10 protein-coding genes are annotated in these 12,205 nt (G+C 73.7%); 5 read left to right on the plus strand and 5 right to left on the minus strand.

All coding sequences use genetic code 11. The features are described from left to right. The first annotated feature begins 71 nt into the window (after nucleotides 1-71). Nucleotides 72-1,028 carry a YafY family protein gene (locus tag MWU57_RS12035; RefSeq protein ID WP_246909426.1) on the plus strand — a complete coding sequence of 319 codons (957 nt, stop codon included), beginning with the start codon at nucleotides 72-74 and terminating at the stop codon, nucleotides 1,026-1,028. On the opposite strand, the gene MWU57_RS12040 is transcribed toward MWU57_RS12035, so the two are convergent. Further along, a complete protein-coding gene (locus MWU57_RS12040; RefSeq protein ID WP_246909428.1) occupies nucleotides 998-1,900 on the minus strand; it encodes a DMT family transporter in 903 nt (300 codons plus the stop codon). The two genes, MWU57_RS12035 and MWU57_RS12040, sit on opposite strands and share 31 nt — an antisense overlap. A gap of 61 nt (nucleotides 1,901-1,961) precedes the next feature. Here MWU57_RS12040 and MWU57_RS12045 point away from each other — a divergent pair, with 61 nt between their 5' ends. Together MWU57_RS12045 and hrpA are read left to right on the plus strand one after the other, a co-directional pair. Beyond that, nucleotides 1,962-2,573, plus strand: a complete 612-nt coding sequence (locus tag MWU57_RS12045; RefSeq protein WP_246909429.1) for a TetR/AcrR family transcriptional regulator — start codon at nucleotides 1,962-1,964, stop codon at nucleotides 2,571-2,573. Nucleotides 2,574-2,602: 29 nt separating this feature from the next. Continuing rightward, the gene (gene hrpA, locus MWU57_RS12050; protein WP_246909430.1) at nucleotides 2,603-7,267 is read left to right on the plus strand and encodes an ATP-dependent RNA helicase HrpA; all 4,665 of its coding nucleotides are present in this window, start codon (nucleotides 2,603-2,605) and stop codon (nucleotides 7,265-7,267) included. Nucleotides 7,268-7,339: 72 nt separating this feature from the next. Here the strand turns inward: hrpA and MWU57_RS12055 are convergent, their stop codons facing one another. Next, nucleotides 7,340-8,107 carry a hypothetical protein gene (locus tag MWU57_RS12055; RefSeq protein WP_246909431.1) on the minus strand — a complete coding sequence of 256 codons (768 nt, stop codon included), beginning with the start codon at nucleotides 8,105-8,107 and terminating at the stop codon, nucleotides 7,340-7,342. Nucleotides 8,108-8,226: 119 nt separating this feature from the next. Here MWU57_RS12055 and MWU57_RS12060 point away from each other — a divergent pair, with 119 nt between their 5' ends. Continuing rightward, nucleotides 8,227-8,817 (plus strand): DUF421 domain-containing protein, encoded by a 591-nt coding sequence (locus MWU57_RS12060; RefSeq protein WP_246909432.1) that lies wholly within the window; start codon nucleotides 8,227-8,229, stop codon nucleotides 8,815-8,817. 154 nt (nucleotides 8,818-8,971) lie between these two features. Beyond that, complete coding sequence (locus MWU57_RS12065) at nucleotides 8,972-9,196, plus strand: PspC domain-containing protein (protein ID WP_246909433.1); 225 nt, start codon at nucleotides 8,972-8,974, stop codon at nucleotides 9,194-9,196. A 128-nt stretch (nucleotides 9,197-9,324) separates the two neighbouring features. Here the strand turns inward: MWU57_RS12065 and kduI are convergent, their stop codons facing one another. Genes kduI through MWU57_RS12080 form a run of 3 tightly spaced genes read right to left on the minus strand, consistent with a single transcriptional unit; the run spans nucleotide 9,325 to nucleotide 12,187 of the window. Further along, on the minus strand, nucleotides 9,325-10,143 hold the full coding sequence (gene kduI / locus MWU57_RS12070) for a 5-dehydro-4-deoxy-D-glucuronate isomerase (protein WP_246909435.1): 819 nt from the start codon (nucleotides 10,141-10,143) through the stop codon (nucleotides 9,325-9,327). 23 nt (nucleotides 10,144-10,166) lie between these two features. Next, nucleotides 10,167-10,931 (minus strand): 2-dehydro-3-deoxy-D-gluconate 5-dehydrogenase KduD, encoded by a 765-nt coding sequence (gene kduD, locus MWU57_RS12075; RefSeq protein WP_246909436.1) that lies wholly within the window; start codon nucleotides 10,929-10,931, stop codon nucleotides 10,167-10,169. Then, nucleotides 10,928-12,187, minus strand: coding sequence for a glycoside hydrolase family 88 protein (locus MWU57_RS12080; protein ID WP_246909437.1), 1,260 nt, complete (start codon nucleotides 12,185-12,187; stop codon nucleotides 10,928-10,930). The genes kduD and MWU57_RS12080 overlap by 4 nt, the downstream gene beginning before the upstream one ends. Between the last annotated feature and the right edge of the window lie 18 nt (nucleotides 12,188-12,205).

Below are 12,205 nucleotides of genomic sequence, written 5' to 3' on the forward strand. Positions count from 1 at the left end.
ACGCTAGGAGTAGTTCAGGAACATTTCGCTCCGGTATTCTGAGCCGGTCGCGACGACGTCGGAGGAACCTCATGACGGCCACCTCGGCCCGCCTGCTCGCGCTGCTCGGCCTGCTCCAGTCCCGCCCCGACTGGAGCGGCGCCGAGCTCGCGGCACGCCTCCACGTCACCGACCGCACCGTCCGCCACGACGTCGCCCGGTTGCGCGACCTCGGCTACCCCGTGGACTCGGTGCGCGGCCCCGGCGGCCGGTACCGGCTCGGCGCCGGCGCACGCCTGCCCCCGCTCCTGCTGGACGACGCCGAGGCCGTCGCCGTCGCCGTCGGCCTCCGCTCCGCGACGGGGACCGCCGGGTTCGAGGAGTCCGGGCAGTCCGCCCTGACCAAGCTCGAGCAGGTCATGCCGGACCGCCTGCGCCGCCGGCTCGCGGCCCTGCGCTCGGCCAGCACGGCCGGTCCCGCCAACACCGACTCCGACGTCGAGGACCCGCCGGTCGATCCCGACACCCTGACCGCCGTCGCCGACGCGATCCGCGACCACCAGGGGCTGCGGGCCTTCTACCAGGGCGAGCCCGTCGAGCTCGAGCCGTACCACCTCGTCGCGTGGCAGCGGCGGTGGTTCCTGGTGGCCCGCGCCGCCACCGGCGAGGGCTGGGCCCCGTACCGCGTCGACTGGCTCCGGCTGCGCACCCCCGGCGGGCGCAGGTTCACCCCGGCACCGTTCCCGGGCGACCTCACCGAGTTCGTGGTCCGCGAGGTCGCCCGGACCGGGTGGGCCGTGCACGCCCGCATCGTCGTGGACGCCACGGCGGAGCAGGTGCTGGCCCGCATCAACCCCGCGGTCGGCACCGTCGAGGCGCTGCCGGACGGGCGGTCCGTGCTGGTGACCGGCGGCGACAGCGTCGAGACCGTCGCCGTGTGGAGCGGCATGCTCGGGTTCGACTTCCACGTCACCGAACCGCCGGAGCTGGTCGAGCACGTGCGCGTCCTGGCCGGCCGCTACGCCCGGGCCGCTCCCGGCACCGGCTGACGAGGCCGGTCCCGGCGGGCCACGAGCCAGACGGCGGCCGCGCAGACGAGTGCCCCCGGCACGGCGAGCAGCCCGGGGACCTGACCGAGCTGCAGCCCCGCCCAGGCCGCGGTGACCGGCGGCGTGAGGTAGAGCAGGGTGCTCGCGGCCTGCGGCCCGCTCCGCCGCAGCACCACGAGGTAGCACCCGTACCCGCCCACGGTGGCGAGGAGCACCAGCCACACCACGGCCACCCAGAACCCCGGCGCACTCTCGGGCGGTGCCATCCGCCCGGTCACGGCCGCGATGCCGACGAGCGCCGCTCCCGCCGCGAGGGTGTGCACGGCCAGGTCACCCAGGAGGTCCCCGCCGCCGGGCGCCCGGCGTTCCAGGACCGTCCCGACGGACATCGACAGCATGCCGCCGAGCGGGAGCAGGTACGCCCACCACGGCGCGGTCCCCTGTCCCAGGTCACCGAGGACGACGAGCAGCACGCCCATCAGCCCGAGGGCGAGACCGACGCGCTGGCCCGACGTCGTGCGCTCGCCCCAGGCCGCGTGGGCGAGGAACGCCACGACCAGCGGCTGCAGCGCGGCCACGAGCGCCGCCGTCCCGGCGTCGACACCGAGGGCGACGCCTCCGACGATGCCGCTCAGGTAGCCGGCCTGGGTCAGCAGGCCGACGACGACGGCGTGGCGCGCGCGCCGGTGGGTCACGCGGCGCCGGCGCGCGGACAGCACGGCGAGGACCGCGACGGCCAGCACGCCGGCGAACAGGTAGCGCCAGGCGAGCAGCGTCAGCGACGACGCGTCACGGGTGCCCAGGTCCGCCCCGATGAAGCCGGAGCTCCAGAACACGACCAGTCCGACGGCTGCCACGGTGTCTCGTCCCATGCCAGCGACGTAACCACACCGGTCTGTATACTCGCAGTACCCTCTTCTCCGGGAGCGCACCATGACGACCACGACCGAGACCCCCGTCCCCGTCTTCGCCGAGCCCGAGCTCACCCCGGCCGGACACAGCCTGCTCGACGCGGCCAGCGAGCTCTTCTACGCCCGCGGCATCCGCGCCGTCGGCGTCGACCTCGTCGCCCTCGAGGCCGGCACGACGAAGAAGACGCTCTACGACCGGTTCGGCTCCAAGGACCGGCTCGTCGCGCAGTACCTCACCCGCCGCGGTGCGCGCTGGCAGCACCACGTCCTGGAGCTCGTCGCGGCACAGCCCGACCCGCGACGTCGCCTCCTCACCGTCTTCGACGCCCTCGAGGAGTGGCACGCCGGGCAGGACCGCGGGTGCGCCTTCGTCAACGCCTACGCCGAGGTGGGTGCCGGCGACCAGGCGACCCGCGACGTCGTCCGCCAGGAGAAGGACTGGATGCGCCGGCTGTTCGTCGCCCTCGCCGCCGGCGCGGGTCTGTCCTCGCCCGAGACGTCCGGAGCGTCGGTGCACCTGCTGTACGAAGGCGCGCTGGTGCTCTCGACGGCTGGCGGCCGCCCGTCTGCAGTGACCGAGGCCCGCGCCACCGCGGCGGCGCTGCTCGCGCCGTCGGCACCGACCGCCGAATGAGGTTGCGGGGGCTGGGAGAATGAGACGTCGTGAGCACTGAGCCATCCCCCGCCCCGCAGCCCGCCGACGACGGCGGCGCTCGCGGCGACCGCGCGGACCGTCGCGCCGGCCAGCAGGCCGGGCAGCGCACCGGCCAGGACGGCGCCCGACGGCGGCGCGGCCGCGGGGCGCGGAAGTCCGGCGCGGCGCGGAACGGCGGGAACCGGGACCGTGGCGCGCGGAACGGCCGTGGACCGGCGCGGGTGAGCCGCGACCAGCTCGAACGGGCAGCGGCCGCGCGAGCCGCCGTCGTCGTCCCGCCCATCACGTACCCCGAGCAGCTACCCGTCTCCGCCCGGCGCGAGGACATCGCCGCCGCGATCGAGAAGCACCAGGTCGTGGTGGTCGCGGGCGAGACCGGCTCCGGCAAGACGACCCAGCTGCCCAAGATCCTCCTCGAGCTCGGCCGGGGCCGGGCCGGCCAGATCGGGCACACGCAGCCGCGACGCATCGCGGCGCGGTCGGTCGCCGAGCGGGTCAACGAGGAGATCAACGGAGCTCGGCCCCAGCCTCTCGGCGGCGTCGTCGGCTACCAGGTGCGGTTCACCGACACCTCCAGCGCGGACACCCTCGTCAAGGTCATGACCGACGGCATCCTGCTCGCGCAGATCCAGCGCGACCCGGAGCTGCTCGCCTACGACACGATCATCATCGACGAGGCGCACGAGCGGTCCCTCAACATCGACTTCCTGCTCGGGTACCTGTCCCGGCTGCTGCCGCGCCGCCCCGACCTCAAGCTGATCATCACCTCCGCGACGATCGACTCGGAGCGGTTCGCGGCGCACTTCTCCCCGGCGTCGCTGGCGCGCGGCGGCGGGGCGCCCGACGCCGTCGTCGACGTCCTGCCGGACCACGCCCCGGTCATCGAGGTCACCGGGCGCACCTACCCCGTCGAGATCCGCTACCGGCCGCTCTCCCCCGACACGGACCCGGACAAGCCCCAGAAGAAGAAGGGCGAGGAGAAGGACCTCGTCACCGGCATCGTCGAGGCGTGCGACGAGCTCATGCGCGAGGGCCCCGGCGACATCCTCGTGTTCCTCTCCGGCGAGCGGGAGATCCACGACGCCGCCGACGCCCTCGAGGGCCACCTCAAGGAGCGCGCCCGCGACCCGAAGCACCCGCAGCACGTCGAGATCCTGCCCCTGTACTCGCGGCTGTCCGCCGCCGAGCAGCACCGCGTGTTCCAGCAGCACTCCTCGCGACGGATCGTGCTGTCCACGAACGTCGCCGAGACCTCGCTGACCGTGCCCGGCATCCACTACGTCGTCGACCCGGGCACCGCGCGCATCTCCCGGTACTCCAAGGCCACCAAGGTGCAGCGGCTGCCGATCGAGCCGATCTCGCAGGCCTCGGCGAACCAGCGCTCCGGCCGCTCCGGCCGCGTCGCCGACGGCGTCGCGATCCGCCTCTACGCGCAGGACGACCTCGAGAGCAGACCGGAGTTCACCGAGCCCGAGATCCTGCGCACCTCGCTCGCGTCGGTGCTGCTGCAGATGATCTCCGTCGGCGTCGTCACCACGCCCGACGACGTCGCGAAGTTCCCGTTCGTCGAGCCCCCGGACACCCGCGCGGTGCGCGACGGCGTCCAGCTCCTCACCGAGCTCGGCGCGCTCTCGGTGCAGGAGCGCGACGGCAGCGGGACGAGGGAAGCGCGGCTGACCGACGTCGGACGCACCCTCGCGCAGCTCCCCATGGACCCGCGCCTGGCCCGCATGATCATCGAGGGCGCGAAGCACGGCGTCGCCCGCGAGGTCGCGATCATCGCCGCCGCGCTGTCCATCCAGGACCCGCGCGAACGCCCGGCCGAGTCCCGCGCGCAGGCCGACCAGCTGCACGCCCGGTTCACCGACCCGACGTCGGATTTCCTCACCTACCTCAACCTGTGGGAGTACCTGCGCTCGCAGCAGCACGCGATGGGCTCCTCCGCGTTCCGGCGCACGTGCCGGGCCGAGTACATCAACTTCCTGCGCGTGCGCGAGTGGCAGGACGTCGTCGCGCAGCTCCGGCAGATGTCCGGCCCGCTGGGCATCGACCTGTCCCGCCCGGCACGAGCGGCACAACCTGCCGACCCCGAGAACTCGGAGGACTGGCGGCACGTCTGGGACGGCGACACCGTCCACCGGTCGCTGCTCGCCGGGCTGCTCTCCCAGGTGGGCATGCAGGAGACCAGCGACGTCAAGGCGTCCTCCGTGGCGCACCTGCGCGGCGAGGCCCGCGCCCGGGCGCTGCGGCAGGCCGCCAAGCGCGCCCGCAACGAGTACCTCGGGGCGCGCGGCGCGCGGTTCGCCATCTTCCCCGGCTCGCCGCTGAGCAAGAAGCCACCCGCCTGGATCATGGCGGGCGAGCTCGTGGAGACCTCCCGGCTGTGGGCCCGCGACGTCGCCCGCATCCAGCCCGAGTGGGCCGAGGAGCTCGCCGGCGACCTCGCCAAGCGCACCTACGCCGACCCGCACTGGTCCAGCAAGCAGGGCGCCGCCATGGCCACCGAGAAGGTGCTGCTCTACGGCGTGCCGATCGTCGCCGACCGGCCCGTCCTGTTCGCGAAGGTCGACCCTGAGGCAGCCCGGGAGATGTTCGTCCGGCACGCCCTCGTGGAGGGGAAGTGGACCACACACCACCGGTTCTTCGCCGAGAACCGCCGCCTGCTCGCCGAGGCCGAGGAGCTCGAGGCCCGCTCCCGACAGCGCGGTCTCGTCGCCAGCGAGGACGACCTCTTCGCGTTCTACGACGAGCGCGTGCCGGCGTCCGTGGTCAGCGCCCGGCACTTCGACACCTGGTGGAACAAGGCCCGGCGCGACGACCCCGACCTGCTGACCTTCACGCTCGACCAGCTCGTCGACGCCGCCGCCGTGGACACCACCGAGTTCCCCGAGACGTGGACGCAGGGCGACGTCACCCTGCCGCTCACCTACCAGTTCCAACCCGGCACGGACGCCGACGGCGTCACCGTCCACGTCCCGCTGTCGATCCTCAACCGGGTCGCGCCCGAGGGCTTCGACTGGATGGTCCCCGGGCTGCTCGACGAGCTCTGCGTCGCCACCATCCGCTCGCTGCCCAAGGCCGTGCGGCGCGAGCTGGTCCCTGCGCCCGACGTCGGGGCCGCCGTCGCGCACTGGCTGCGGGAGAACACGCCCGCGTGGGAGGACATGACGCGGGCCGGTGACATGGCGTCGCCGTTCCACGTCGAGTTCTCGCGCGCCGTGCGCGAGCTGCGCGACGTCGTCATCCCCGACGACGTCTGGGACGCCGAGCGCGTCGAGCGGCTCCCGGGCCACCTGCGCATGACCTTCCGGGTCGAGGACGCGTCCGGCTCGCCGGGTGACGGCCGCGGGCGCAAGGGCGGGAAGGCTCGGGGGAAGCGCTCGAAGCCCGTGACGCCCGTGCCGCTCGACGAGTCGAAGGACCTGCTCTCGCTGCAGAAGCGGCTGGCCCCGCAGGCGGAGGCTGCGGTGCGGGCGGCCGTGAAGGGGGCTGTCGGGGTCGCGCTCGAGGAGGCCGCGCGGGCTGCTTCTGGGTCGGGATCGGGGCCGTCGGGCGCGGATGCTGGTGCGCCGCCTCGCTCACGGGCCCCAGGGGGCCCTCCGCTACGGCTTGACGGCGGCGCACCAACCTCCGTGCCCGACGGCGGTACGTCCGGTGCCGCTGGCCCGTCCAGCACCACTCGGGGTTCGTCGGGCGTCTCGGGCGCTGTGGTGGCGGAGGAGACCGGGCTGTCGACGTGGCCTTCGTCGTTGGTCGACGGGGGGCTGCCTCGGGTGGTGTCGACCGACCTCGGAGGCGGGGTCGTGGTGCAGGGATATCCGGCGCTGGTCGAGGAGCGGGGTGCGCAGCGCGACGGGCGGACCGGCCCCTCGGTGGCGCTACGGGTGCTGGCCGACGCCGCTGCGCAGGACGCGGCGCACGAGCGCGGGGTGCGGCGGCTGCTGCTGTCGGAGACGGCGCTGGCGACCGCGCGCATCACCTCGCGGTGGACGTCGAAGCAGTCGCTGACGCTCGCCGCGGCGCCGTACCGCAACACCGAGGCGCTCGTCGCCGACCTCCAGCTGGCCGCGGTCATCGCGCTGACCAGCCCGGACGGGGACAAGGCACCTGGCACGCCGACCGGCGGACCGGTCGCTGTACAGATCAGGGACGCCGAGTCGTACAAGGAGGCGGTGGCGTTCGTGCGGCAGCACCTGGAGGACGAGGTGCACCGGATCGTCGGCCACGTGGTGGCCGCGCTCAGCGCATGGCGGACCGTCGAGGGCGAGGTACGGGCGTCGTCGTCCCTCGCGCTGCTCAACACGCTGCAGGACATCCGCGACCACGTGGCCGGGCTGGTCTTCGACGGGTTCGTCGCCGCGACCCCGCCCCGCCGCGTGCCGCACCTGGTGCGCTACCTGCGGGCGGCGTCGTACCGGCTGGAGAAGGCGCAGTCGAACCCGCACCGCGACGCCGAGCTCGCCTGGAAGGTGCACGACGTCACCGAGGCGTACGACCGCGCCCGGGCCGCGTACGCCGCCGGCGGCGCGGACCCTGCGCGGGAGGCCGAGCTCGCCGAGGTGCGCTGGCTGCTCGAGGAGCTGCGCGTCTCGCTGTTCGCGCAACAGCTCGGCACCGACGGCGCGGTCTCCGAGAAGCGGATCCGCAAGATCCTCAACCCCGGCGGCTGGTGAGCCCGTTCGGCACTTCCTGCCTCGTTCGGCAGCTTGAACTGCCGAACGAGGCAGGAAGTGCCGAACGATGACCTATCCGGCGGGCTCGAGCTCGCGTGGCGGCACGACCGCGGCGTCGCGCACGACCCGGTCGCCCAACGGCGCGTCCAGCTCGACGACGAACGGCGTCGCCGGGTTCGAGGGACAGCTCTGGTCGCCGCCCCTGGGCGCGACGACGACGACCAGGTCCACCACGTCGCTCGACTCCGTCAGCTCGACCAGCATGACCCTGCCCTCCGCGTCCTCGCCCGAGTTGCAGCTCTGCTCCGTCACGAGCACGGCCACCTGCGTCGACGCCGGGTCCGGCGCGTGGTCCGGATCCAGGGTCAGCGTCGCGACCCCCTCCCCGACATCACGCCGGAGGGTGCACTCCCCGGACATGCTCAGCCACCACGCAGAGGCCGCGTCCGCCGCGACGTCCCGCTGCACGGTGAGGATCTCGTGCGTGCGGACGTCCCCGGCACCGCGGTCCTGCGGCGCGTCGAGCTCCCGGATCAGCGCGACCCATCGGTCCGACTCCGACACCACGAGCCAGTCCGCCGGCTCGATCGCGGGTACCTCCTCGCCTCGGAGCGCGGCCTGTCCGTGCTCGCCGAGCGTCGCGGCCGAGCGACCACCGTCCAGCACGGCCGGCGGGACCGGCTCGTCGGCACACCGGTAGTCGGGCACGTCCGCGGGCTCGGGCGTGCCCGTCGCGCCCGGACCCGCGCACCCGGCCACCGCCAGCGCCGACACGACGGCGACGACGACGGCGGCGGTGGCGGTGGCGGCGAGCCCGCCGGTGTGCGCTCTGCTCCCCATGCTTTGACTGTGTGCCCAGCCGGCGCGATCTTGCACGCGCGAGTCCCGCCGTCGGCCCCGTGCCGGTGCCAGGATGAGATCCTCGGGGTGCCCCGCACCCGACACCAGGAGATCCGCCGATGCTCGACCCGCTCGGAGACCTGCTCTGGCTGACCCCGACGGAGGCGCTCGCCGTCGTCCTGGCCACCGTCGGGATGTATCTCGCGATGGTGCTCCTGGTGCGGGTCCTCGGCCCACGGATGCTCGGAGCGATGTCCAGCTACGACCTCGTGGCGATCATCGCGTTCGGCGCCGTCCTGGGGCGCGCCGCGCTGGGCGAGGTCGCGGTGCTGGGCGGCGGACTGGTGGCGCTGCTGACCCTCGTCGGCCTCCAGGCCGTCGCCGGGGGGCTGCGGGCGATGCCGTTCGGCGCCCGGGCAGTCTCCTCCGAACCGGTGCTGCTCCTGGCCGACGGCCGCGTGCTGGAGAAGCAGCTGCGCCGCGCCCACGTCTCCCCCGCCGAGCTGGCGTCCCGGCTCCGGCTCGCGGGCGTGGCGCGCTACGACGACGTCGCGGTCGCGCTGCTGGAGCCCACCGGCGCGATCAGCGTGCTGCGCCGGGGTGCGCCGATCGATCCGGAGCTGCTCAGCGGGGTGGTCGGAGCGCACCTCGTCCCGGAGGACCTGCTGGCCCGCCGGCCGGTCGTCGGCGAAGCCCGACCCGACCACTGACACGTTCAGACCGGCACTTCGTGTTCTGACCGGCAGTTCGGAATGCCGGTCAGAACACGGAGTGCCGGTCGGATCGGCGACCTCAGGGTGACCCGGGGTCGAATCCGGGGGTCACCGGATACCGAGGTACCGCCGTCGTGCCTAGCGTGGAGGCATGAGCAACCCTCAGACCGTCCAGCAGCCCCGTAAGTTCTACCGCCCCAGCAACGGCCGCGTGATCGGCGGGGTCTGCGCCGGCATAGCCGACTACTTCGGCTGGAGCCGGGGCCTCGTGCGCCTCCTGACGGCCCTCTCGATCCTCATCCCCGGCCCGCAGGTCCTGGCGTACATCGTGTTCTGGATCCTCATGCCGGACGAGCGCAAGGTCTACGGGGCCTGACCACTACCTCGGCGCGCGACCCCCTACCTCGGCGCGAGCGGTACTACCTCGGCGCGAGCCCTACTACCTCGGCGCGAGTCCCACTACCTCGGCGCGGGCGGTACTCCCTCGCGCCGAGGGGCGTTCCCTCAGCGGATGTCCGTCGGCGGCACCGCGTCCATGTCGGTGAAGTCCTGGTTCTCCCCCGCCATGGCCCACACGAACGCGTACGACGACGTCCCCACGCCCGAGTGCACCGACCAGCTCGGCGAGATGATCGCCTGACGGTCTGCGACGACGAGGTGGCGCGTCTCGGTCGGCTCGCCGCACAGGTGCAGCACCCGGGCGTCGGCGTCGAGGTCGAAGTACAGGTAGCACTCGGTGCGCCGGTCGTGGGTGTGCGCGGGCATCGTGTTCCACATGGAACCGTCGTGCAGGCGCGTGACCCCCATGACCACCTGGCAGGACTGCACGCCGTTCGCGTGGACGACCTGCTCCAGGGAGCGACGGTTCGACGTCACCTGGTCGCCGAGCTCGAGGGTGTTGCCCTCGCCCGGGAGCGTCAGCACCGTCGGGTACGAGGTGTGCGCGGGGGCGCTGAACAGGTAGAACGCCGCCCCGTCGCCGGCGAACGACACGTCCCGCGTGCCGCTGCCGATGTACAGCACGGCGCAGTGCGGCAGCTCGTACGTCTCGCCGTCGGTGGTCACCGTGCCGGTGGAACCGACGTTGACGATCCCCACCTCGCGCCGCTCCAGGAAGTACTCCGCGCGCAGCTCGTCGGGGTTCGGCAGCGCGACCGGCTCGCCCGCCGGCAGGACGCCGCCGAGCACGATGCGGTCGTGGTGGGTGTACACGGTCCGTGCCTCGCCGGGCACGAAGAGGTCCTCGACGAGGAACCGCTCGCGCAGGCCCTGCGTCGTCAGGCCGGGGATCTCGGTGGGGTTCGTGGCGTAACGCTGTTCCATGGTGGTGCTCCTTCGGTCGTTTCTCAGCGCACGAGCCAGCCGCCGTCGACGGGGACGACGGCGCCGTGCACGTAGGCGGAGGCGGGCGAGGCGAGGTAGACGAAGATCCCGGCGAGGTCCTCGGGGGTGCCCCACCGGCCGGCCGGGATGCGCGCCGAGATCGACTGCTCGCGCGCCTCGTCGGCGCGGATGGGGGCGGTGTTGTCGGTGGCCATGTACCCGGGCGCGACGGCGTTGACGTTGACGCCGCGGCCCGCCCACTCGTTGGCGAGCGCCTTGGTCAGGCCGACGACGGCGTGCTTGGACGCCGCGTAGCCCGGCACGAGGATGCCGCCCTGGAACGACAGCATCGAGGCGACGTTGATGATCGAGCCGGCGCCGCGTTCGAGCATGCCGCGGCCCACGGCCCGCGAGAGGTGGAAGACGGCGTCGAGGTTCACGGCGAGCACGGTGTCCCAGTCCTCGGCCGGGTGCTCCGCGGCCGGGGCACGGCGGATCGTGCCCGCGTTGTTGACGAGCACGTCCACCTCCCCGAGCTCCGCGACCACCTCGGCCACCGCCGCGTCGAGCTCCGCCGGCGTCGCCGTCGCGAGGTCGCGCCGCACGCTGAACGCCCGGCGGCCGAGTGCCTCGATGCGCGCGATCGTCTCGGTGGGCTCGCTGCGGTCCAGCAGCGCGACATCGGCACCCGCCTCCGCGAGCGCCACCGCGGCGCCCTGCCCGAGGCCACGGCTGGTGCCGGTGACCAGGGCGGTCTTCCCGTCGAGCCGGAACTGGTCGAGGATCATGCGTTCCCTCCGTCGGTGCCGTCGTCGGCCGGGGTGGCGGGCCACCAGGGCGAGACCCAGCCCGGCAGCGTGAGGCGGGTCAGCGCCTCGAGGTAGTAGTAGTCGCCCCACAGGCAGCCCTCGTCGACGCCCTTGCCCTTGGGGGCGTCGTAGACGGCGTGCAGCAGCAGCGCGTCGGACGCCTGGTCCGGCCCCGGGGTGTACCCGGCGACGAGCGCCGCGAGCATCTCCCGTCCGGCGGCCTCGTAGCGCGCCGCGGTCCCGGCGTCGTGCGACACCGAGGCCAGCTCGAGGAGCCCGCAGGCCGCGATGGCGGCGGCCGACGAGTCGCGCGGTGCGTCCGAGCCGTCGGTGTAGACGAGGTCCCAGAAGGGCACGCCGTCGGCGGGCAGGTGCGCGAGGAAGTAGTCGGCGCAGCGCTCGGCGGCACGCAGCGACGCCACGTCACCCGAGGTGCGGTGGTGCAGCGCGAACCCGTAGATGCCCCACGCCTGGCCCCGGGCCCAGCAGGAGTCGTCGCCCGCACCCTGCTCGGTGGCACCGCGCAACGGCTGCCCCGACTCCGGGTCCCAGTAGAACGTGTGGAACGTGGAGTCGTCGTCCCGCAGCAGGTGGGTGCGCACCTGGACCACGTGGCGGGCCACGACGTCCGCGTACCGCCCGTCACCGGTGGTCTCGGTGGCCCAGGTCAGCAGCGGCATGTTCATGAGGCTGTCGACGATGGTGCGCCCGCGCTGGGCCGGGTCGGACAGGTCACCCCACGCCTGGATGATCCCCGCCGACGGCAGGAACCGCGTCATGAGGTGGTCGGCGGCCGCGAGGGCCGCGTCGCGGGCGGCGGCGTCGCCGGCCAGCCGCCACGCGTTGACGCTGGACAACGTGTACAGGAAGCCGAGGTCGTGGGTGTCGAGGTCCTCCCCGGCGTGCACCCGCCGGGCGAAGTCGGCGGCGTGCGCCAGCGCGGAGGCCCGCAGGTCCGCGTCGCCGGTGAGCTCCACGGCGAGCCACTGCATGCCCGGCCAGAAGCTGGTGGTCCAGTCACGGTTGGCACCCTCGGCGAACTCGGCGGTGGCGGGGCGCAGCGGGTAGAGGTTCTCCCGGGTGGTGGAGTCCGGGTACCGCGTGCCGAAGGCCGCGGCGTTGCGTCGGACGGTCGCCACGGCAGCGGCGACGGCACCGGCGAGGTCACCCGGCGCGGGCTGAGCCGCACCGGACGAGGAGTCGGTCGCCGCGGCGCGGACGTCGATGGAGGGCATGGGTCGATCTCGCTTTCC

The organism is Isoptericola sp. S6320L, from assembly GCF_023015685.1.
In the GTDB taxonomy this organism is placed as follows: domain Bacteria; phylum Actinomycetota; class Actinomycetes; order Actinomycetales; family Cellulomonadaceae; genus Isoptericola; species Isoptericola halotolerans_A.

What these genes read in the sequence shown, in the direction of transcription:
- MWU57_RS12035 (WP_246909426.1), top strand. Translation starts at nt 72, where the DNA reads ATGACGGCCACCTCGGCCCGCCTGCTCGCGCTGCTCGGCCTGCTCCAG.
- kduI (WP_246909435.1), bottom strand. Translation starts at nt 10,143, where the DNA reads ATGGAACAGCGTTACGCCACGAACCCCACCGAGATCCCCGGCCTGACG.
- MWU57_RS12060 (WP_246909432.1), top strand. Translation starts at nt 8,227, where the DNA reads ATGCTCGACCCGCTCGGAGACCTGCTCTGGCTGACCCCGACGGAGGCG.
- MWU57_RS12080 (WP_246909437.1), bottom strand. Translation starts at nt 12,187, where the DNA reads ATGCCCTCCATCGACGTCCGCGCCGCGGCGACCGACTCCTCGTCCGGT.
- MWU57_RS12055 (WP_246909431.1), bottom strand. Translation starts at nt 8,107, where the DNA reads ATGGGGAGCAGAGCGCACACCGGCGGGCTCGCCGCCACCGCCACCGCC.
- MWU57_RS12065 (WP_246909433.1), top strand. Translation starts at nt 8,972, where the DNA reads ATGAGCAACCCTCAGACCGTCCAGCAGCCCCGTAAGTTCTACCGCCCC.
- MWU57_RS12045 (WP_246909429.1), top strand. Translation starts at nt 1,962, where the DNA reads ATGACGACCACGACCGAGACCCCCGTCCCCGTCTTCGCCGAGCCCGAG.
- MWU57_RS12040 (WP_246909428.1), bottom strand. Translation starts at nt 1,900, where the DNA reads ATGGGACGAGACACCGTGGCAGCCGTCGGACTGGTCGTGTTCTGGAGC.
- kduD (WP_246909436.1), bottom strand. Translation starts at nt 10,931, where the DNA reads ATGATCCTCGACCAGTTCCGGCTCGACGGGAAGACCGCCCTGGTCACC.